This window comes from Candidatus Nitrospira neomarina, from assembly GCF_032051675.1.
Taxonomy (GTDB): Bacteria; Nitrospirota; Nitrospiria; order Nitrospirales; family UBA8639; genus Nitrospira_E; species Nitrospira_E neomarina.
In genome coordinates, this window is the sequence record NZ_CP116968.1 from 3311792 (window position 1) to 3332562 (window position 20771).

At 49.5% G+C, this 20771-nt stretch carries 15 protein-coding genes; 6 read left to right on the forward strand and 9 right to left on the reverse strand.

Annotated elements, in window-relative coordinates; all coding sequences use genetic code 11:
* The first annotated feature begins 558 nt into the window (after nucleotides 1-558).
* Nucleotides 559-2115 (forward strand): HEAT repeat domain-containing protein, encoded by a 1557-nt coding sequence (locus tag PQG83_RS14205; RefSeq protein ID WP_312742314.1) that lies wholly within the window; start codon nucleotides 559-561, stop codon nucleotides 2113-2115.
* 763 nt (nucleotides 2116-2878) lie between these two features.
* On the forward strand, nucleotides 2879-3271 hold the full coding sequence (locus PQG83_RS14210; RefSeq protein WP_312742316.1) for a hypothetical protein: 393 nt from the start codon (nucleotides 2879-2881) through the stop codon (nucleotides 3269-3271).
* Between the two features lie 84 nt (nucleotides 3272-3355).
* On the opposite strand, the gene PQG83_RS14215 is transcribed toward PQG83_RS14210, so the two are convergent.
* Nucleotides 3356-3490, reverse strand: coding sequence for a hypothetical protein (locus PQG83_RS14215; protein ID WP_312742319.1), 135 nt, complete (start codon nucleotides 3488-3490; stop codon nucleotides 3356-3358).
* Between the two features lie 47 nt (nucleotides 3491-3537).
* On the opposite strand from PQG83_RS14215, the gene PQG83_RS14220 reads away from it, so the two are divergent.
* Entirely contained in the window at nucleotides 3538-4401 is an 864-nt protein-coding gene (locus tag PQG83_RS14220; RefSeq protein WP_312742322.1) for a glycosyltransferase family 2 protein, read from the forward strand.
* Nucleotides 4402-4812: 411 nt separating this feature from the next.
* Nucleotides 4813-5832 carry an adenosine deaminase gene (locus PQG83_RS14225; protein ID WP_312742324.1) on the forward strand — a complete coding sequence of 340 codons (1020 nt, stop codon included), beginning with the start codon at nucleotides 4813-4815 and terminating at the stop codon, nucleotides 5830-5832.
* Between the two features lie 303 nt (nucleotides 5833-6135).
* Here the strand turns inward: PQG83_RS14225 and hpt are convergent, their stop codons facing one another.
* Nucleotides 6136-6684, reverse strand: a complete 549-nt coding sequence (hpt, locus tag PQG83_RS14230) for a hypoxanthine phosphoribosyltransferase (RefSeq protein ID WP_312742326.1) — start codon at nucleotides 6682-6684, stop codon at nucleotides 6136-6138.
* A 684-nt stretch (nucleotides 6685-7368) separates the two neighbouring features.
* On the opposite strand from hpt, the gene PQG83_RS14235 reads away from it, so the two are divergent.
* Entirely contained in the window at nucleotides 7369-7995 is a 627-nt protein-coding gene (locus PQG83_RS14235) for a transglycosylase SLT domain-containing protein (protein ID WP_312742328.1), read from the forward strand.
* Between the two features lie 54 nt (nucleotides 7996-8049).
* Here PQG83_RS14235 and PQG83_RS14240 read toward each other — a convergent pair whose 3' ends face one another.
* The 4 genes from PQG83_RS14240 to PQG83_RS14255 form a co-directional block, all read right to left on the reverse strand.
* On the reverse strand, nucleotides 8050-9087 hold the full coding sequence (locus tag PQG83_RS14240) for a GAF domain-containing protein (RefSeq protein ID WP_312742330.1): 1038 nt from the start codon (nucleotides 9085-9087) through the stop codon (nucleotides 8050-8052).
* Between the two features lie 93 nt (nucleotides 9088-9180).
* A complete protein-coding gene (locus PQG83_RS14245; protein WP_312742333.1) occupies nucleotides 9181-10881 on the reverse strand; it encodes a SulP family inorganic anion transporter in 1701 nt (566 codons plus the stop codon).
* Nucleotides 10882-11501: 620 nt separating this feature from the next.
* Nucleotides 11502-12284: a hypothetical protein gene (locus PQG83_RS14250; protein WP_312742336.1), complete on the reverse strand. Its 783-nt coding sequence runs from the start codon at nucleotides 12282-12284 to the stop codon at nucleotides 11502-11504.
* 294 nt (nucleotides 12285-12578) lie between these two features.
* Nucleotides 12579-14381: a GAF domain-containing protein gene (locus tag PQG83_RS14255; protein ID WP_376753529.1), complete on the reverse strand. Its 1803-nt coding sequence runs from the start codon at nucleotides 14379-14381 to the stop codon at nucleotides 12579-12581.
* Nucleotides 14382-14921: 540 nt separating this feature from the next.
* Between PQG83_RS14255 and PQG83_RS14260 the strand changes: the two genes are divergently transcribed.
* Nucleotides 14922-15293, forward strand: coding sequence for a response regulator (locus tag PQG83_RS14260; protein ID WP_312742338.1), 372 nt, complete (start codon nucleotides 14922-14924; stop codon nucleotides 15291-15293).
* Nucleotides 15294-15552: 259 nt separating this feature from the next.
* Here PQG83_RS14260 and PQG83_RS14265 read toward each other — a convergent pair whose 3' ends face one another.
* The 3 genes from PQG83_RS14265 to PQG83_RS14275 all read right to left on the reverse strand — a co-directional run bounded on the left by PQG83_RS14265 (nucleotide 15553) and on the right by PQG83_RS14275 (nucleotide 20189).
* Complete coding sequence (locus tag PQG83_RS14265; RefSeq protein ID WP_312742341.1) at nucleotides 15553-17685, reverse strand: spermidine synthase; 2133 nt, start codon at nucleotides 17683-17685, stop codon at nucleotides 15553-15555.
* 535 nt (nucleotides 17686-18220) lie between these two features.
* Complete coding sequence (gene rbp, locus PQG83_RS14270) at nucleotides 18221-18544, reverse strand: RNA-binding regulator (RefSeq protein ID WP_312645020.1); 324 nt, start codon at nucleotides 18542-18544, stop codon at nucleotides 18221-18223.
* 667 nt (nucleotides 18545-19211) lie between these two features.
* Nucleotides 19212-20189, reverse strand: coding sequence for a lipase family protein (locus tag PQG83_RS14275; protein ID WP_312742343.1), 978 nt, complete (start codon nucleotides 20187-20189; stop codon nucleotides 19212-19214).
* Nucleotides 20190-20771 lie beyond the last annotated feature (582 nt).

The following is a 20771-nucleotide window of genomic DNA, read 5'->3' on the forward strand; positions in this document are numbered from 1 at the left end:
ACAACAGACGTAATCTCTAATTTGGATTTTTACAAAACAGCCGGATTTCAAGTTCGGGCATCATGCGAAAAGATATGATGCCTAATTTGAGCCGATTGGGATCCGTTTGTTGTTTGTCGCTTTTGAGCCCGCTAAGGATCAAGTCTTTCTCCAATATTGCGATCTTTCTTGCATCTCACACCCAAAGACTAACTATTTTTCGGCGCCGATGGACACAAATCTTTCGACATTTTAGTTTAGATATTCATTGTCTGATGGAAGATTTTTTCATGCCTGTTTCAAAGACTCGACTGAAGAAACGTGAGATATGTCTTTTAACAAATGTATCCTTTTGTGACTTAATCGTATCTCATTAGATAATCTCCCCCCCTTTCCATTTCTGGTTATACGAGATCGCTATTCTTCAAAAAATTAAATGAAATGCCTAGATAACCTCAAGAATTAGGTACCGAGAAAGAGGCACAGAGCTTGCGTGACCATAAAGCGTATCTCAATGCTAACAGGGAGGTTGTCATGAAAATGATTACATCAAAGCTTCTAAGGTGGCATTTTGTTCTTATGATAATGGTGAGTTTTACGGGTCTTACCCAGGTTGGTGCAGAGCCCCTGTCCCCTCAATCTTATCAACCCACGTACTTAGTGATTCTCCAACCTGATACGCCGGAAGAAGAATTTGAACAGTGGCTCCAAAAGGAAGTCTTCCCCAAACTTGAAATTTTTCAACGGAATGTTTATGGCGTAACCCACGAACTGTTTAAAACCAAGGGCCAGGAAGGGAACCCTCGCTACCTCTGGAGACCGAACATTCAATTTATTGGAACACCCACACATGATTTGTATGACCGATTGTCTGCAGAAATGACCAAGTTGTTAGGTGAAAAAGCCCACATTCTGCCAAAGTTCTCCTTCGTATCGGATCAACCAGGAAATGGAGAAGGAAAAGATCATACGCACCTGGTAGTCAGGAAAACACCGTATTACCTAACCAGTCCTCAGCAAGGCCTGCCTCCTGATGGTGAATGGGAACCTGGAACACAAGTGGCACTCCTGGAGGAGGAGTCAGGTAGTTTTCATCTCGTGCGTGGCAAAGATGGGGTTCAAGGCTTTGTCCAGGCAGATGATATTCAGCCACTTGGGACACACGGGCCTCAAGTTTCTGCCCATATGAACGCGCTACAAGAACAAGACGTCCCCTCACGAATACGCGCGGCCCAAGCCTTGGGCGGAATCGGCCACCCTGCGACTCCAGCCGTTCCCCTATTACAGAAAGTTGCAGAAAAGGATGTTGATGAATATGTTCGCCACTTTGCTAAAGAGGCTGTGGGCATGATTCAACAACCCAATCCTTTAGAACTCGGCATCCACGGTATGTTAGTGGTGAGTCATCGTTCCCCAGAAGCGACCTCCCCAATTTATCTTAGTCATCTACCAATGTATGTGGCCCCTCATCGATTCCAGGGTATTTGGGAAGTATCCTTAGACAAAGAAGGTGAAGACAGCTATCGCCATGCCCAGATGTTAGATAATCGAGGAGGAAAGCCTCTCTACCCCTATTTCACCCTGGTGCCAACCGAACGATTTGCCTTACGGGAATTAAACAATACTCGCACAACCTTTCAAGCCAAATTATTTGGGGGACATTTTGAACGGTCATCTGGCAAGTTTCTGAAAGTCGTAGACGTGACGATTAAAAATCCGGTGTATTGGAGCAAACTACATCCAAAGGGAAAACGGCCCTCTTCCTCAGAGTTTATCGCATTTGGTCAACAGTCAGACGATGAGAATAATCCTGTAGGAACCGCTTTTTTTTCCCATAAAATTACCATTCCAGAAAATTATGACCAAATTTTGAATGTGCGCGTGATGACTGCCCCAAGTTCACTGCCGATTAACCCGGTCTTACAAGATGGGACAATCGTCACGGCCAAAGGACGCGATGATACTAAAGCACGTAAGTTTGCTTCGAGTGACAAACATTCACCTGCATTTACCAAACACATTTCCGCAGGTTCATCAGATACGGAAGCCCATCAATATGTCTTAGGCATACTAGGTCAGTACTACTTAGAAGAAGAGGAATTACGTGAAAATCATCTGGCCGAAAATATGCCATAAGGGATACAAGCCGGAAAAAAAATAGGAGAAGCCGGGTGAATCTCTAAGGTAGAGGGGTCACCCATGAGCAGCCTCTGTCAAGTCGGCGCACTCCTCCGTTGTTGGTCATTCATTTTTTCAGCCTTCTTTTCTTCTCTCTCTGCGATCATGAACCTGATTCGCACCTGGGCCAACATTGGATTCAGTGTCGCCTTCGTGGCCTGAGGCGCACCAGTCACCCATCAGGATTAAGGCCATGGAAGCCGGGTCATATGACTCGGCCGGTGGCCCTTGGCACGTTCGTGCCCCAGAAAACCGTCAGTGCCCGACGAGTGTCTATTCCAAAGGATCACAAATCGTCTGGTTTACCGTGCCAGCGGTGTGGCTTCTCGGCCCCTAACCCCTTCGTGGCTCATCGTCGAGGCGACTCAGGGCCTCCCTGCCGCGGGAGAAAACCAGGGGTGCGAACGTGGCCAATCAAATCTGATGGTTCCAAGCCAATCCCTATTCAAGCTCACGTTCACCAGACTCGTTGCATCTTTGATGGGCAACACATAATGGGTCAGACAAAGCTACTAGACGTGGTGCAGAACTGACGGGTCCAACAACCGGCATGCCGTCGTTTCATGCCGTTGACTTCACCTCTTTCTGTATGCGAATTTTTTAGTGGGTCGCACGCAAATCGTTTCGGAAGAACCATTTTTAACCTTATTGATTGAGGAACATCATGGTGGTGAAAAGATTTCTCCGGTCTTTCTCCTTGGCGAGGGCAGCTTCTATCATAATGACGTGGGTCTTGTTGCTCTATGGGAGCGGTGGACAAGCGGCAGGCGCGGCCTCTCCCGCCACGCAACAAGCCCCCGTAGTATTCCCGCCGGGCTATTCCCCTCCCGGCTATAATCCGCCTCAGCCAGGATACGAATACGTTCCCAACCCGCAGCACAATTTCTACAGACCCTTTGAAGAAAATTATGGAGGGCCGACCTACCTTCAACGGAAAGCTCAAGCTCCCTACGTGACACAATATGGGGAACCCGTTCTGGAGGAATGGCAGTATTCCGGTGGCTACCAGGGAGCATTAGACCGTGGAGAAATCCACTATCAACCCGGGACCGGGTACAACCCCCCACTCAAGTCAGGGGGCAATGAACGGGCAGGTGTTGTCGAACACTCGTAATGAGGATCAACAAACCCGTTCAGTCTTCCCATCTACTACCCCTTCTTTCAAAAATTCATGACTTCATGGCCAGGATGAAACCGTTCAAGGATCTGCAATGTCGGTGGCTACTACAGAAGATGCGGCTGGATGTGGATCGGGCATAAGACGTTTATTATTCGTTTGGCCTTCGACATCAGGAAGGGAGATGTCGATGGCTGTGAATACATCTTTGATCACTAGACAGCACCGTTATTTCCTTTTACCTGTCAGGTCATTGGCAAATTATGATCAAGGTTTCTGTCATCGTTCCTTTTTATAATTCAGAGCGGTATATCAAGGGATGTATCGAAGGGTTGCTTCAGCAAAGCTATCCTCGGGAACAATATGAAATTCTCATGATCGATAATAATTCTACGGACACCTCCGCTGAAACCGTGCGACAATATCCCGGCATTCAATTGCTGCACGAAACGATGCAGGGCTCGTATGCCGCGAGGAATCGCGGGCTTCGGGAAGCGAAAGGCGAAGTTATGGCCTTTATTGATGCGGATTGTGTCCCCTCCCATGATTGGTTGCACGAAATCATGCTGGCCATGGAGAAGCCGGATCTCAGTATTGTTCTTGGTCGAAGGACATTTGCGGGAGACTCTATTCTTCTGTCTCTGTTTGCAGACTATGAGGATGAAAAGCACAAATATGTGTTTACTAGCGACAAGCAAGAAATCTATTACGGGCATACGAATAACATGGCGGTGAAGAAACAACTCTTTGATGAACTCGGTCTTTTCGTGGAGCGGCTACGGGGAAGCGATACGATCTTTGTTCGACACGCTGTCAATACCTATTCCTGTGAAGTCGTTCGATATTGTCCGCGGATTCAAGTCCGGCATTTGGAAATTGAGAATCTCCAGCAATTGTTCCAAAAATTTTCCATATACGGGCGTACAAACATTGGCACTAGACATGTCGTGTGTCAAAAAACGTTAACCGCTAAGGAAAAATTTCATGTGTTTCGCAACGTCGTTCGCCATCAAGAGTACTCATGGAAAGAATCCATCGTCCTCATGGGAGTTCTGGGGATGGGTGTTGTTTACTGGGTCTTGGGGAAGATCAAACTCTCCGGACGTGAGCGAGATTCAGTAGAATAAAGAAAATTGGATCTCTGACAATGGCGAAAAGGCCTGATTCCCCGTGAGGGCCATATTTTCGATTCCTACAAATTTCACCAATCTTTCAAGGACTCTGTAAAAGTGTTAGCCTGGTAGTTCCTGAGGATCTGATATTTTGTGATAATCCCTCCTGTAAGCTTGCAGAGGAATGATGGGTACACCGATGGATCGGGATCGAGGGCCGACACCATCGTCTTCACACCTTCTTTACATCTACCGCCGTTTGCACTAATCGGGCGGCAACGGTGGAATTGCCAAATGGGTTCTACACGGATACATAACTCAGTATTCTTTCAGCATTCTTGTTGCTGGCATAAAATAAAACATCTGCTCAATTCGTTTTGGGAAGATCATGTCAGGACGGACCAATCCCCAATTACCGGTTAGCCTATGAATCAGAACGAACTCGAACAATGGATTCTTCAACTTCCCAAAGTAGAACTTCACCTTCATATCGAAGGGACCCTCGAACCGGAGTTGATGTTCGATCTCGCGAAGCGTAACGGCCTCTCTCTTCCCTTTGCGACAAGTGAGGAGCTGAAGCGGGCTTACAACTTTCAAGATCTCCAGTCCTTCTTAAATCTTTACTATGAAGGCTCACAGGTTTTACGACATGAACGGGATTTCTTTGATCTGACCTGGGCCTACCTGAAACGCGTGGAGAAGGAACATGTCCGCCACGTGGAAATCTTTTTTGACCCCCAGGCGCATATGAACCGTGGGGTAGACTTTCACACCGTCATTTCAGGAATTCACGCCGCACTCGAACAAGCTCGCACCGAGCTGAAAATCACTTCCAAGCTGATTCCCTGTTTCCTTCGCGATCTCCCTCCCGATTCTGCCAGGCAGACGCTGGATATGATCCTGGAATATCGCGACTGGGTATGTGCGGTGGGGCTCGATTCTTCCGAGAAGGGACGTCCCCCGGAGCTTTTTCTGGATGTCTTCGACCGCGCACGGACCGAAGGATTGCTGACCGTGGCTCATGCCGGGGAGGAAGGCCCTCCGGAATATATTTGGCAGGCCCTCGAGCTACTCAAGGTCGTCCGCATCGATCACGGAATCCGTTGTCTGGAGGATGAATCCCTGGTCCGGCATCTGGCTCACACCCAAATTCCTCTTACGGTTTGTCCACTCTCCAATGTGAAACTCAAAGTGTTCCGCTCACTGGATCACCATAATTTAAAGGTGCTTCTCCAACGAGGTTTATGCGTGTCGATCCACTCCGATGACCCTGCCTACTTTGGGGGGTACATTACCGACAATTATCTCGCCGCCCAGCGCGCGCTCAATCTCCAGCCCACCGACATCGTTCAATTGGCCAAGAATGGCGTGAAGGCCAGTTTCCTGTCAGACACAGAAAAGGAAAAACTCATTGGTGAAATTCAGGACCATGCCGGAAGACTGTAGCATTGGGAGTTTTTAGATCGTACAGAATATAGGGTCTCCGTCCTACAGCCCCCATCATTCTGAGCAGATGAATCCTGATGGAGTCCATTAAACGTCTGATAATGACAAAAAATCGGTGGGAGACACCCTCAACAAAATGGTCATGCTGAGCCCCTCAATTCCGTTCAGGGCAGACGCCCGAAGCATTTGGCTGAGACATGGCGTGGTTGGGCTGGGCTCAGATCCTTCGTTGCTCTCAGGATGACAAGGAGTGGCACAGAGAAGGGCTCGAACTATAATTTCCGTATGATCCTTCTCAACACCCTATTTGTGGCCTTCCTGGCCCTCCCGCTCAACTGCCGCTAAATAGGGTAATGCCCGTCCCTCACCTCCTAAATCCAAACCATACCCAATGATCCAGACATCCGGAATCTCAAATCCGACGTAGTCGGCCCTGAGAGCCACCTGATGGCGGTTTGGCTTATCCAAGAGGGTACAGAAACGCACCCAGGCCGGTTTCTGTTGCTTCAGATGTTCATTGACCGCGAGCAATGAGAACCCCGAATCGAAAATATCATCGACGACCACTACCACTTCATCTGTGATATGAGGGAGCTCCTCCTTCAGAAAGCTGACTGACCCGCTGGCCTCACTGGTGCCACCATAGTGCGAAACTTTTATGAATTCGACTTGGGGCTCGATACCATGGTGGGAAAGGTGTCGCACGAGATCAGCCAGGAAAACAAAGCTTCCGGTCAACAATCCAAGCAGGATGGGTTGTCGGGACGGCAAATCGGTTGCGATCAGTTTGGCTAATTCGCCAACCCGCGCCTCAATGGTTTTCTCATCAATCAGGACTGAATGAGGAAGCACGAAGTCCCTTCTATCCATTCGTGTGTCATGTAATTCTTTGACTATTATACATAGCCACCGCTAGACAAGGAGACAAAAAAAGTCCCCATGCTTAGAAAGGCATACCCTTAGGATCTGTCTGAAACAATACAGGCTCTTAATATGGCTGGGCTTAATCTGAATGTGAGAATGTGCCATCACGAAACCGGAGCAAAACCATACGGTTTATTCGCGCCAAACACATCAATCAGGCTCAGCTTCTCGAAAACTGCCCACTAAGCCTTCGGACGCTCTCCACGTGTCTTTCCTTCACAGGCCGGTTCCTAAAACTTCACTCCAAAAGGAGAAGGATTGCCAGGGTAGTAAAAATTACTGGAGGGTACATACAAGGAAGGAAGATATAGAACCACGCAATCTCGCCGTCGAAAAAATATTCGCACCATTGATATACTGACGATCGTGAGCCCCATGCGTTTAAAGACCATGCGAGGGTCAGATGAAGGACGCTGAACCTGACGATGTCGTTGAGGGGCGCCATTGTTGGAAAGGACTTTTGCTACCGACAAAGCTGGCACTGACAATCGTCAGCGTTTTTGATTGTGCACCCATGCCGAGGAATCGCCCGACTGACTCGTCGAATGCCCTGTGGCGTTCGAATTGCACTTACACAAGATATCCATTTTAATCCAAATTCCAGGCAACCATATGAATTCAACGCGGATGATTCCTTGTCTTCTTGCAATGGCCATCGCACTCTTGGCGGGATGCGCGGCCATGCCCCCTAAACATCAGGAGAATCTGTGCACCATTTTCGATCAATACCCCGAGTGGTACGATGCGGCCAAAGAATCCCAGGAAAAATGGGGCACACCACCCCATATTCTCATGGCTTTCGTCAAACAGGAGTCGGCGTTTCACCACGACGCCACGCCCCCATGGGATTGGTTCCTGTTTATTCCCCTCGGACCCCTATCGTCGGCGGAGGGCTATGCCCAGGCTAAGGACGAGACCTGGGAGGAGTATGAGGAGGAGGCCGGGGATTTTTTCAATAGCCGCTCATCCATGGAGGACGCCCTGGACTTCATCGGCTGGTACAACCATAAAAGCAACAGAGAGCTCGGCATTTCCAAATGGGATCCCAAGCGCCTGTATCTCGCTTATCATGAAGGTCGCGGGGGCTATCGGCGTGGGAGCTACAAGAGGAAGCCGAAGATCGTGCGTATCGCGAATCGTGTGGATTGGCAAGCCAGGGAATATGGGGCACAGCTGCGCCAATGCGAACATCGGTTTAGATGTCGACACTGGTATCAATTCTGGCCGTTTTGCAGCTGATAATCCAGCTTCTGTTCAGGGCAGGGTATTATAACGGGGACATTTAGAATCGAGTTATCGTAATTCGTCATGAATGCCTTCGGCGGTTCTCTTGTGATCACCCGGCACGTTTTCGAGTTCCCGCACCGCTTTGATCCGGCCGTAGAGACGTCTCAAGTGGTCCTCATATTCGCCTCGTTTGAGACCGGCGTGATCTCGTTCAAAGATACGACCCAACAGGTAGCCGATGATTTCCATGACGTCCAGAAGCTTGCCGTCCGGCTCCATCGCTTCTTCCGAGAAAAACTCCATCACCGCCACCACCTTCGGTCCAATAAGGATGGGAAAGGCAAAGCCGGCCTTCACGCCTATTTCCTTGGCAAGGCGGGCGCGAGGGAAATTGGGATCCTTCGTCACATTTTTAATCCAGGCCACCTTTCCACTGGCCAACACCCGACCTGGCAACCCCTCTCCAGGAGCAAATTTCGTCGATTCTGTCACCTGTCGAAACGTCTCGAATTTCCCCCAGTCCCTCAAAATCCAAATTTTGCTTGGATTCAAGAGGTCCTTATCGCCGTCACGAATATAGAGATGGGCGACCGGCCACCCCGTATAGTCGCAAATGATTTTCATGGCACCTTTTAACGCATCCTCTACCGGGTCATTGGTATTAGATAAGACAGCAATCTCCTGATTTAGTTTCAGAAAAGTCGTTTCCTGTTTCAAGAGTTCATAGGCCATTTTCATTTTTTCCGATTCCTTCTGCTCTTCGATAAACCGCAATTGTCCTAGGGCAAACACGGCGACCAGCCAGATGACAAAGATAGAAAGCGCCCGATTGATTTCTGCCATCCATAAGGCCACGCCAGGATCGGAAATAAACGCCCCTTCTAAGGTCAGAATCGTCCCGGCAATTGCCCCGCCATAGATCAACCGCTTGTCTTTTGCCATGAAGCCCATTAAGACCAAAATGGTATAGGCTTCGCCAATTGACACACCCAACGGCAACATGCCATCCACGAGAGAAATGACCAGGGAAACGCCGACCATCAGAACGACATAGCCAACGATCGGGATCGAAAAACCGGAAAAGTTTAAAAAGGGTTTTAGCATAGGGTACCTGCGATCCTTACAAAATGCGGTTGTGGTTCGTGAGCGTTGTCATTTCCTTGCCGACACCTTCATTTTGGAATCGACTCCCTAGAATTAAATCACCCGTGGATTCAAGGTCGTTTTGTCTGAGACAAACTCTTCCTCCAGCCATCGTACGCAATCAAAAATATCTTCAAAAATATGGTGTTCCGGAACGATTCTTGGCGTCAGATCAACCGCGCGGAGCATCTCTAATGGTTGAGGGTTAATGTTGGCCAACAGGACTCGAATACCCCGCTTTTGCATGTATTCAAAGACTAATTCCAGGGCATGTGCGGCTGATTGGTCGAGATACGGTACGCGATTCATCTCAAAAATCAGAATGTTGACCGTGGGTAATTGTTTAACATTATCGATTAAAAAATGAGAAAAGCCGAAGAAAACCGGACCGGTAAATGTTTTGATATACACGGTATCTAAATAATCCTGTGGTAAGACAAACTCTTCCCTCAGGTCGCAAGGTTTTCGAATTTTTAGCGACCGAAGGGGAAACAGGACAATTTTTTCTTCTCCGATGTCCCCCATTTTTTTCATGAACACAAAGACGGAGAGAGTCATCCCTGCTCCGACGGCTGTGATCAAATCGACAAACACGGTCAGAAACAACACGATGAAGAGGATGGCGCTTTCAGCCCGGTCCACTTTCACCACTTCCTTGAGCCCCTTATAGTCGATAATGTCCAAACCGACAGTAATGAGTATGGCCGCCAGAACGGGAATGGGCACAAATTGAACATATGCACCCAGGCCTAAGAGCACAGTCAGCAGAAAAAGACTGGAAACCACCCCGGCGAGCCGTGTACGACCTCCAGCCTTTACATTGACGATCGACGACATGGTCGTTCCCGCACCGGGTAATCCACCAAAGAGCGCCGATGCCACATTGCCCATACCCTGACCAATTAATTCCCGGTTACTCTGATGCTTGGTTTCGGTAATTTTGTCGACAATGACGGCGGTCAAGAGGGTGTCGATGCATCCCAAGGCTCCAAGGGTCAGCGCGGCGGTGATGATAAATGACGGTTGGGAAACGTCCACATTCAATAACCGTTCAAATTGAAAGGAAGGCAAGCCCTGGGACACCTCCCCAATCAGTGGAACAGACAAACCGGTCGCCAGTGCCAGGAAGGTTCCAACCAACAAGGCCATCAGCGCAGCCGGAATGGTGGTACTGACCTTAGGGGCCGCATACAGAATCACCAGGGTCAGGCCCCCCAACGCAAGCGCTTGGATATTCATGTCGCGTAAAGCCTGCGCCGCCCCCGTAAACACTCCATAGATGGTGGAGGGCGCCGACAAGCCCATTAACGGAAACACTTCAAATAAGATCAGAATAATCCCAATGCCGGTCATAAATCCGGAAAGGACCGGATAGGGAATATATTTGATATTGCCGCCAATTTTGAGAAGTCCGAAGACGATTTGCACCACACCCGCTAAGATGAATATTCCGATGATCGTCCCAAGGGCCAATTCCAAGCTCCCGGCGATACTGATGGCTTGAGACACAGTCAACGCGGCGACCACCGTCATGGGGCCGGTTGGAGTACTGATGAGCGTGCGCGTGCCGCCAAAAAGAATGGCAATGGCCCCCAGCAGAATTGCACAATACAGCCCGGAAACCGCTCCCAGTCCGGATTGAAGGCCAAAGGCCAGGGCCAAGGGTAAGGTCACCACTCCAGCGGTCAACCCACCGAGAACATCTCCCTTGACATGATGGAAATTAAATTGTGATTCCTGCGCGGCGTATGTCATAGGAAATTGGGGGTCACCTGTTCAGAATTTCAACCCTTCACCCGTGCATTGTGTGTAAACGCCGTCCGGAGCCTTGCCGGCTAATGAATGTGTGTTTCGCGCTACACCAGCTAAAGACGAGATAGTATAGGCTATGAGCCAAATGTTTTAAACCCAAAGCTGGCTTGCTGGAAGGTGCGAACGATGTCCGATCTCAGGGAACACGATGGAGGGAGGACAATATGACAAATCGGGCTCGCTTGGCCCCCTTCTCGGAACAATATTCAGGAGGCTTTTTCGCTAGGAAGAAATGAAAGATTGCGCATGTTTTCGGGATACAATCGTGTCCTCAAAAAGACATCCTCCGCGTTAAAACATTTGGCTTTTCTCAATAATCCCGGCGGCCTTTACCTTAATATTCCTTACTTCAATGGGCCGCGAATACCCTTCTGGTGAAATTCCATATGAGCCAACAACTCCTTCTTGAAAATTCCCTCTGCAGCCACAGCTTTGAATTTTGACCCGGTCGTGGAGGAGCCAATAGCCAGACTCGGATACCGTCAATAATCTCCTCTGACCTTTTAAGGGAAAATCGTCGGATGAAAGGCCTGTTCAATTTTCGTGAGGTTGACAATACCGTGCTATGGTCTATGCGCGGCCACATCGACTTCTTTCAACGTCCAGCCGAGCTTGGCAACTGTTTCTCTATTCAGCTTCCCCTCCCGGGTCAGGATGCCATTGGAGATCAATAGCATTCTCATAGTCTTAATCGTGAGATCATCTTTCTTCGCATAGGCGTCTTCAAAATCCGCTGCTCGTTTCTGGTCTGCAGTGAGGTGGGTGTTCGGCTGGATTGGCGCATGCCCTTCAAAACCGCCCCGCTTAGCCGTGATGAAATAATCGAACTCATAGGTGCTTGTTACTCCTTTGAGCTCCCGCACTTCAATGTGTTCTTTTGTTACGCCAATCGCAGCAAGGCCAAACGTGTCCGTGGAGCGTGGCGTGAACTGCACCGTGATATCTTCATCCTTACCGGCCACAACTCGAAAGTGTTCAGGCGTCTCGATGGTAGCGCGTCCATCGACCAGCCTAGCCTTACCTCTCAGAAAGACGGCATGCTCGGGACCCTCGAAAAAGGCATAGACCACTTCTTTGGCGGGATCGGATGGATGTGGCTGGACAAATGCACCTGACCCTTTGGTGAGACTACCTGTGATATTGACATCCCCGTTAAAAGTAAGGTCATTGGATGAGAAATCGCCGTCAATGAGGGGACTCGTGGTTTGAGAATTATTAATATAGAGCTTGTTGGAACCGGTCGCGGTATACCCTGCCCGATAGCCATTAAAGACATTGGAACTCCCCCACTGATTGGTGTAGCCGACATAATCTCCCATGAAGGTATTGTAAATTCCGGTGGACATGTTGTAGCCAGTCCCGTATCCAAGGAAAATGTTGAGGGCACCAGCGGTGTTATTGAAACCGGCATATCTTCCGACAAAGGTATTATAGGGACCTGACACTCTGTGATAAGATTGCTGGGCATTCTCAACTTAACTCAGATTTGGTTCCGGCAACGCCTGGAACTTGGATCCCGATCCCTGACCCATCAACAGATGATGTCCAGGCAAATTGTTCATTCGGAGTCGAATATTCGTTTACGTGACAATTCCCTCGCCTCTCTTATTTAAGCGTAGCCATTGGCTCTTTCGCTGGGTCTATTTCAGGCCCCTTAGAAGCTCCGTCTCAACCAATTTCCCCAGGTCTCTCAAGAGGTTGATCTTCCCGCCATCAAGATGGCGGGGGCGTGAGTCAATGAGGCAAAGGGTGCCAATCAGATATCCATCGGGTAGCCTGAGCGGACAACCGGCATAAAACCGAATACGCGGCTCGCCCGTCACCAAGGGGTTGTCGGCAAAACGCGTGTCGAGGAACGTATCGGGAACAATCAGCACTCGATTTTCTAAGATGGCATGAGCGCAGAACGCCATGTCGCGCGGGGTTTCTTTTACGTTGAGACCAATACACGCTTTGAACCACTGTCGGTCGCGATCAATGAGACTGACAAGGGCGATTGGAACATTGAACGCTTCAGAAGCTATTCGGGCTATTCGATCAAACCGTTCTTCCGGCTCGGTATCCAGAATCTTCAGTTTTACCAGAGCGGCTAGTCGGGCTTCTTCATTTTCCGGCCACTGCGCTCTAATCCATCGACAGGTGGTTCGCAAAATCCATGCACGTATCCGTGTACGGGCATACGGCTGTGAAAAAGGTCTTAGCATCCAGTCTGTAGCAAAATCAGCTAAGGCCGAGGCTGTATTTTCCCTGTCAGCCACCACCACAATAGGTGCTTGGGGAGTCACGCGCGTGCCTAATGCTTTCACCCTTCGACATACAGCAAGTGCATCACCTCCTACCGATTGCTCGTCCACGATGACCAGCGATGGTGGCTCTGCTTCTATGGTTTGTATTGCGTTTTGAGTACGTGTCGCTGAAATCAAACGCACATCTTCAGCTTCTGCAGCACCCTTAATCACCTCAGCGGTTTGAGCGTCCGTCGCGCCTAAAAAGATCAAACTTTCTGAAAGAACTGGCGCAATTGGGGTAACAGCTGAAAATTCTTTGGTGCCCTTCGTTGTCTCTCTGTCGGCTCTGGATTTTAGTTTAATGGTCTCCCCTTCTGCAGCCGCGAACACATGAAGAGGCTTGTTCGTCAATTTCAATCTAGCCCTCATCGCATGGACAATCTGATCCAGACTTTCGTCATCGCGCGTCGGATCATGATGGGTCAACGCTAATTGCTTGACCTCGGCGGCATGACATAATTCAATCGCATACTCAGCCGGACTGTGGCCCCAACCGATCTTCTCGGCATATTCCAAAGCGATATATTGGGCGTCGTGAATGACCAGATCAGCTCCCCGCATGAACTCTGCATGTTGACGGTCCTGCTCGCCGACCTCGATCCGGTCAGTCGATGACTTGCGGGAAAAGGGTTCGTGATCGCATGCGTACACAATCGAAACACCGTCAGCGTCAAGTCGGTAGCCTAGCGTCAAAGCCGGGTGATTGAGATAGCGAGACCGAACGGTGATGTCACCGACCTCGAACATGCCCTCCACCAGGTCGTGATAGGTAATGCTTGCGCCAAGCGCTTCAATGGTCATCGGAAAGTAGGTGTACTGCATCTGTCCAGCAAGCGTATCTCGAATCGACTCCCTCAGGCTGTGGGGTGCATATATGTCCCACTCATTACCGGATGCGAACAACGGCGCGAAGAAAGGAATGCCCTGAATGTGGTCCCAATGCGTGTGGCTGATTAGCAGATGACCGCGTAGGGGTTGTATGACCTCGGCCACCAGCGATTGGCCAAGACCATGGGCCCCTGTTCCGCAATCGATGACGACCAGCGTTCCTGAGTCGGAGCGCACCTCAACACAGGACGTATTGCCGCCGTAACGAACGGTGCTTGGACCCGCTTTGGCTATGGAGCCTCGTGTGCCCCAGAATCGAACGCGCATGGTTCATTGAACTCCATGACGTCGGATTAACAGAGGGGTGAGCTTAGCCCTTATAGTGGCGATAAGAAAAATGAACGCCATTTTTGGACAAACAGATCATCTTGAAAACAACAATCTTCCCAACCACATTCGACCTAGGGAAGATGTGAAATACTACTCCTTCCAGCTTAATAATCAACATCTTCTCAAGAAATCGGGAGAGAAAATCGAATGGGAATAAAACGAAAAAGACAGGTTTGTTCATCCGACCTTCTCAGAGACGAATGGGGACCTGGCATTTAACGTTTATGAGTCATGCCAAAAGTCACAATATTACAACATGTTATTGCGCTGAGAGCCAGGTTTGGACACTTATCCCATCTGCGGGAAGTCTGCATGTGTTAAAGCTGCCATACTCCGCCCTCACAGCTCCTTTGAAATTATTGAAAGAAGAGAATACAGTAATCCCGTTCCGGTAAAGCTCACTCCGATCGGGGAGATTCGGTCTTTGCTTCATTAAGGATAGAAAGGTCTTCACCTTTCTGGAACAGGTCGTCCCTCATGAAACGCATTCTTCTTGTCGATGATCATGAGATGGCCAGGAAAGCCATGAAGCATTTTCTTGAGCATCATGGGTATGCCTGCGAGGAAGCCGAACACGGAGCCGTCGCCCTAGCTAAATTGGAGCAAGGACCGAGCATAGATCTCATCGTTTCCGATAACCACATGCCGGTCATGACCGGCATGGATTTACTCCTCCAGGTAAAGGGCAACCCAAATTTTGGCCTTATCCCTTTCATTCTGTATTCGGGAAATGTCACCGACGAGATGTACCAACAGGCCAATGAGGCGGGAGCTCTGGCTGTACTCAACAAACCGTACAATTTTTCAGATTTTGTCGGGATGGTTAATAATGCTCTTCAAACGCCGTAAATCGTAGAGAGGGCACTCCCGGCATTCCTCATCTCCAAAAGATTGTGATAGTTGAGCTTGTCCGTGAGCTGACAGGTTTCACAGAGAAGCAATATTCAGCCTGGAAACCGGGCTCTTTGAAGTAGGGAGAGGAGAGTACAGTCAAAAAGAATTTGATCGAAGCACCAATACGGTATTGGAAGGGATCTGTGAACCATGCTCTGACATGATCAATCACCCGCAATCATGAGGCAAATGGAAAATCCTGCCAGAGGACAGGTCAAGGCGCTACTACTTGAAAAAGATTACTGTAGTCGTCTGTCCAGAGGATTTCTTCGAGTGATCGCCAGGGTGCAATCCGGAAGTTGACGAAGGGGTCTTTTACAAACGCCTGGTTGTTCGTGACCAGGATCCAATCACTATAGCTATTCCCTTTCTCAGGGTCGGCCACGTCCTTGATCCAGAGCGCCTGTTTGCCGAACTCTCGGGCCAGGGCCCGGACCACGGGGCTGAAGTCAAAGTGGCGATTCGAGACATGGAGGGCGAGAATCCCGTCGGGTTGTAAATGCTCCCAGTAGAGAGCAAAGGCCTCCCTCGTCAGCAGGTGAACCGGAATGCCGTCCCCACTGAAAGCATCCACCGCTAAAATATCGAACTGTTGTCGATGTCCGTTCTCCAATTCCCGCTCGAGAGAAATTCGTCCATCTCCAAGGACAATCTGCTGGGATCCCTTGGCATCTTTGAGAAACGTGAAGTACTCCCTGGCCATTTGATCCACCTCAGGATTGATTTCATAAAATCGATACATATCGCCGGGCCGGGCATACACTGTGGTGGTTCCAACCCCCAACCCGATGTTCCCAACCCGCAAGCCCCCTTGCCCTTTTCTGTCCTTGAGCGTGTTCAACTTCAGTTGTTGAGGATGACGGCTGATGGCTAAGCTGATTCCACTGAAAGGCCCGTAATAGGCAGTGGGATACGAGTGCCGGGAGGGAGTCAGGAATTGCCGGCCATGGTTGATGCGACCGTGATAGAGGAAACGGCTGGCGGACTTCGTCCCTTGGTCCGTCTCCTTTATTCGCAGGACACCATAAAAATTACGCGATGTCAGGATAGTACTCGCTTGCTGCTCGTGAATATGCAGTGCCAGAAAACCTATAAGAGTGGCAATTCCCCCAACAAACACAACTCTTTCTGACCAGAAGATGAGTGGCGATCTGAGTGGATCCTTCGTCCGAAACAGGCAGATTCCCAGAAGCATCATCGTGGCCACCAGCCCAAAATGAAATTCCCAGTATCCTTGAAAAAGAACGGGTGCGACCAGGTTGACAAACACCCCACCCAACGCTCCCCCTAACGCGACCATGAGATAGAAGGATGTGAGAAATCTGGCGGGAGGCTTCAAGCGAACCAGTTCGCCATGGCACACCATGCAACAGGCAAAAAGGACCGCCGAATAGATGAAAATCTGGAGGTAGATATTGATCTCCGTTTCCGCATATTCCTGATGCAGCAGGTAGACAACCCCGGAGAGCAATACCAGCAACACGGGTACCCAGATTCGTCGGTGGTACCATCGCGGGTGATCGAAACAAAGAATGAAAGAAATAAGGTAGAGACCCAGCGGGAGAACCCAAAGAAAAGGGATAACCGCGATATCCCGGCAAATCTGATTCGTGCTTGCGAGGAGGACCACTGATCCGCAAGCTGCAAGAGCGAGGGTCAGAAGGCTCTCAGGCAAACCCGGCTTCTTGGCCGGTCCATACTCAAGATTTTCTGAGAATCCGCTCTTTGTGGCTAATCGAAACAGCGGCCTGGCACCCCACGCACATATGACCGCATATAGGCCGTACCCGCCCGACCAGAAGAGGGTCTGCGTATGCAAACCCAGTTGCGGCTCGATAAAAAAAGGATAGGAGACCAATCCCAAAAGTGAGCCAAGATTCGATAAGGCGAAAAGTCGATACGGAGAGACAGTGGGATGGACTCGATTAAACCAATGTTGCAGGAGAGGGCCCGAAGCCGAGATGAGGAGAAACGGCACCCCAATGGTCACCAGGAGAAGAAAAAGAATCGCCAGCATCGGATTTTGTGTGCCATCCGGCTTCCATCCCTCCCCTGGGGTGATAGGGAGAAAGACCAGAGAACACACCACCAGACTCAGGTGAACCAGCGCCTGGTGCCGGGGGGAGAGGTGGCTTGCGAGAAGATGGGCATAGGCATACCCGACCAAAAGACAGACCTGAAAGAAGAGCATGCACGTCGTCCAGACCGCCGGGGTGCCTCCAAACCAGGGAAGAATATACCGGGCGATAATGGGCTCTACTTGAAACAGCAGAAAGGCACTGAGAAAGATCGCAACGGCATACGGGAGGACAAACACCCGTGGCATTTTTGATGGGAAAGAAGTCATGACCTTCATGTTGACAGACGGTGGCGATGGGGCATTGTTCATACATGCAACCGATTTGGCATGGTCATTGAGAGATGAGTACTATCCTGGCTCGAATACGGCCTGGTATCAACTCTTTATTCAGTTCATATCCATGCACTCGATCCAAGCCCTGTCCTATAAATGAAGTGTTGAATAATAAAGATTTTCAAGGGAAAATTTGCCCAGGATTAGATTACTCATCAAAGGCTCCGGGTCGGTTCAAAAAAGTCCGTCCAGCAAGGCCGCAGCCGTTTTTACGCACGGAGCGTACGCTGCTTAGTACGTGAGCACGGAAAAATGGCGAGAACGCCGCTGGCGGCTTTTTTCAACAGACCCATAAAACAAGTGGCCTAAATGTCGGGCATCATACTATTCTTTTTCTAGACGATCCACGCTCCCCAGGTCCAATGTGGCATATTTGGATTTGACCATACATTCAAACTGCTGAATTTTGACAAAAAAAGGGAGAGATCGTATTGACCTCTCCCTTTTATGAAACGTATTGGTGGTCTGGTTAGAACCGGCTGCGACGTTTATCGCCGCCAAAATCTCCACCGCCGCCGCCATACCCTCCACCACCCGTTCGTGGAGCTTGGGGTTTAGCTTCGTTGACCGTCAATGTGCGGCCACCAAACTCGGTAGAATTCAGGGCTGAAATCGCGGCTTGCGCTTCCTCTCCCGAAGACATTTCGACAAATCCGAACCCGCGCGATTGGCCGGTAAACTTGTCGCTGATGACATTGGCTGACTCGACGGTGCCGTGTGCCGAAAACAAGTCGGTTAATTCTGCTTGAGTCGCGGAATACGGCAAACCACCTACATACAATTTTGAACCCATGGGGGTCCTCCTTTTGAAAAATGATATTGTCTTAGGCTCGAGAAAGGGTAAAACCTGGAGAAGGAGTAGGCCGCGGACGCTGCATTCATGCGACAGTGGACAGACACTTTTCGAGTAATCTCTCGGGCAAAACAACACCGGTTACGGGCTTTGGTAATTTGATTGCTCATCGCCAAGCCCTAGGCGTTAAGTTCATTCAAACTAGCACAAGAGAAGGGAAGAAGATAGCCAATTCCAGGAAGAGGGAACGGAAAATTTGACTAAAGATAAGCCTGGCTCTGAGGCAATTGAGGCGAGAAGGTCTTTTTCTTTAGCATTTTCAGGGTTCTGCAAGAAAGCCATCCCTTCCTGGCATGAAAGTACAGTGTCGAAAACACGCTGGAAATACAGTATCCAAATCCGAATTTCCCCTCGGCTTCCACACTTATTCTTCGCGGAATTCCCAAACGGTCAGGCTGTGGCTGGCCAAATGAATGGATTTCCCCTCAGCCACCCTGACTTGGATAGCCGATTTGTCGTCGTGAAGAGAGAGGCATAGGTTTCATTTATAACGAAACGAGAAATATAAATATCCAACAGGAGTGACTGACCCATTCAATGTGCTTCCCATGATGGAATAAAGTTACAGATACCGCATTCACGTTGGAACCCTGGTGGAAATTGACTCCTAGCCACCTTGGAGTTCCTGCTCATAACAATTCCATATACGAAGGGCATAATACAGGGGAGCATGATCATTGAAACAATCAATGGGTATGTCACTAAACTCGCCATTGGACCATTGACTCATCACCTCACGAAGAAGTTGAACCTGGCCTCCCACACCACGCTGTACCCTTTCCAACATAGAGGGATTATCGAAAAGCTTACCAGTTTCATCGATGTATTTAAGGAGACCGACATGTTCATAACGACCCCACTTCATCAGGTTCAACGCATTGGGACCCCAGAGTGGTATTCGAGCAACCACATCATTATTGTTCACAAAGCGATACCCACTGACATAGAAATCCCTCGCAAAACTCTCATCCCCTACCAACGGAGACCCAAAGGTGTAGACCCCTTGCACATCACCATAGCGGTCGGCAGCTAATGTCGCCAGAGCCGCGCCAAGACTATGGCCGGTAAACCAAAAAGTTCGAGTTGGCTTTTCCTCTTTCAATCCATGTAAATACGCCTTGAGAGGGTCCCACACTTCGTCCAATGCCTTTTTAAAACCCTCATGCACAGACCCACCTTGACCAGATACGATTAACAGAAATTTCCCGTCCGTCCACAAATCCTTGACTACCTGACGCCAGATCTCACCAGGGAGCTTACCTCCTACCGGCTTCAGCACCTGCGTGCCGCGAAATGCCACAATCACAATATCCTGTGTATGGGCCACATAGCACTGGGTACTTCCACCATTGCTAAAGGGCTGATTGCCTTCCACGATTAAGCCGGCTTTAGTGTATTGAGGAATAGCAAATTCATTTTCGGCATACGCCAGTAAGGCGGCTTCCGCCAACCACCACGCATTCACCAATTGAAAATTTTGGGACCTAAATCGGAATGGATGTTGGCTGGCCTCGGCGAAGTATGTATGGTTCAAATTGGGAGGTAACACCACCTCTATGTTGGGTCCAGGAATAATCTTTGGCATGAGCTGAGACTTGTTATGGACTGAACCTATGTCGCCATGTGACTGAAAACAGGTCCATCGCCACAGAATGATCCCAAACGATGACGTTTACAATTTGCCTGTAAAAGGCGTCGATGGAGGGGAAGGCGAATCCTACGATGCATCCTTTATCGAGGAGAAGGAACGCTCTTTGAAGTTTGACCACAGACATCGCGATTGCTGGATTCTAATGAGAAAAAAAAGTGTTGAATCCTCATTTTCCCGGCGGCTTGTGGCGGAAATCCTTTATTTGAACTGTGCCAAAATTGCCAATTAAAAGCTAGCAGCCTGCTAAAACTCAAAAACCTGCAAAGGTCTATATTGACTCAACACTTCAGAGACTTTAGCCACCAACGGCAGGATGTTCAAACGGGCCCGTCCAGCAAGGCCCCAGGCATTTTGGCGGGCTGAGCGTACAAAGGAATACGTGAGCACGACGCAGAGCCGACCGGCTTGCGCGTAGCCACTCCGGCGAAGGCAGGGAACGCAGCTGGCCAACTTTCAACACCCTGTTAGACATGAAACGGGGAGGAATCCTGGATTAGAGAGACCATCACAACGCGA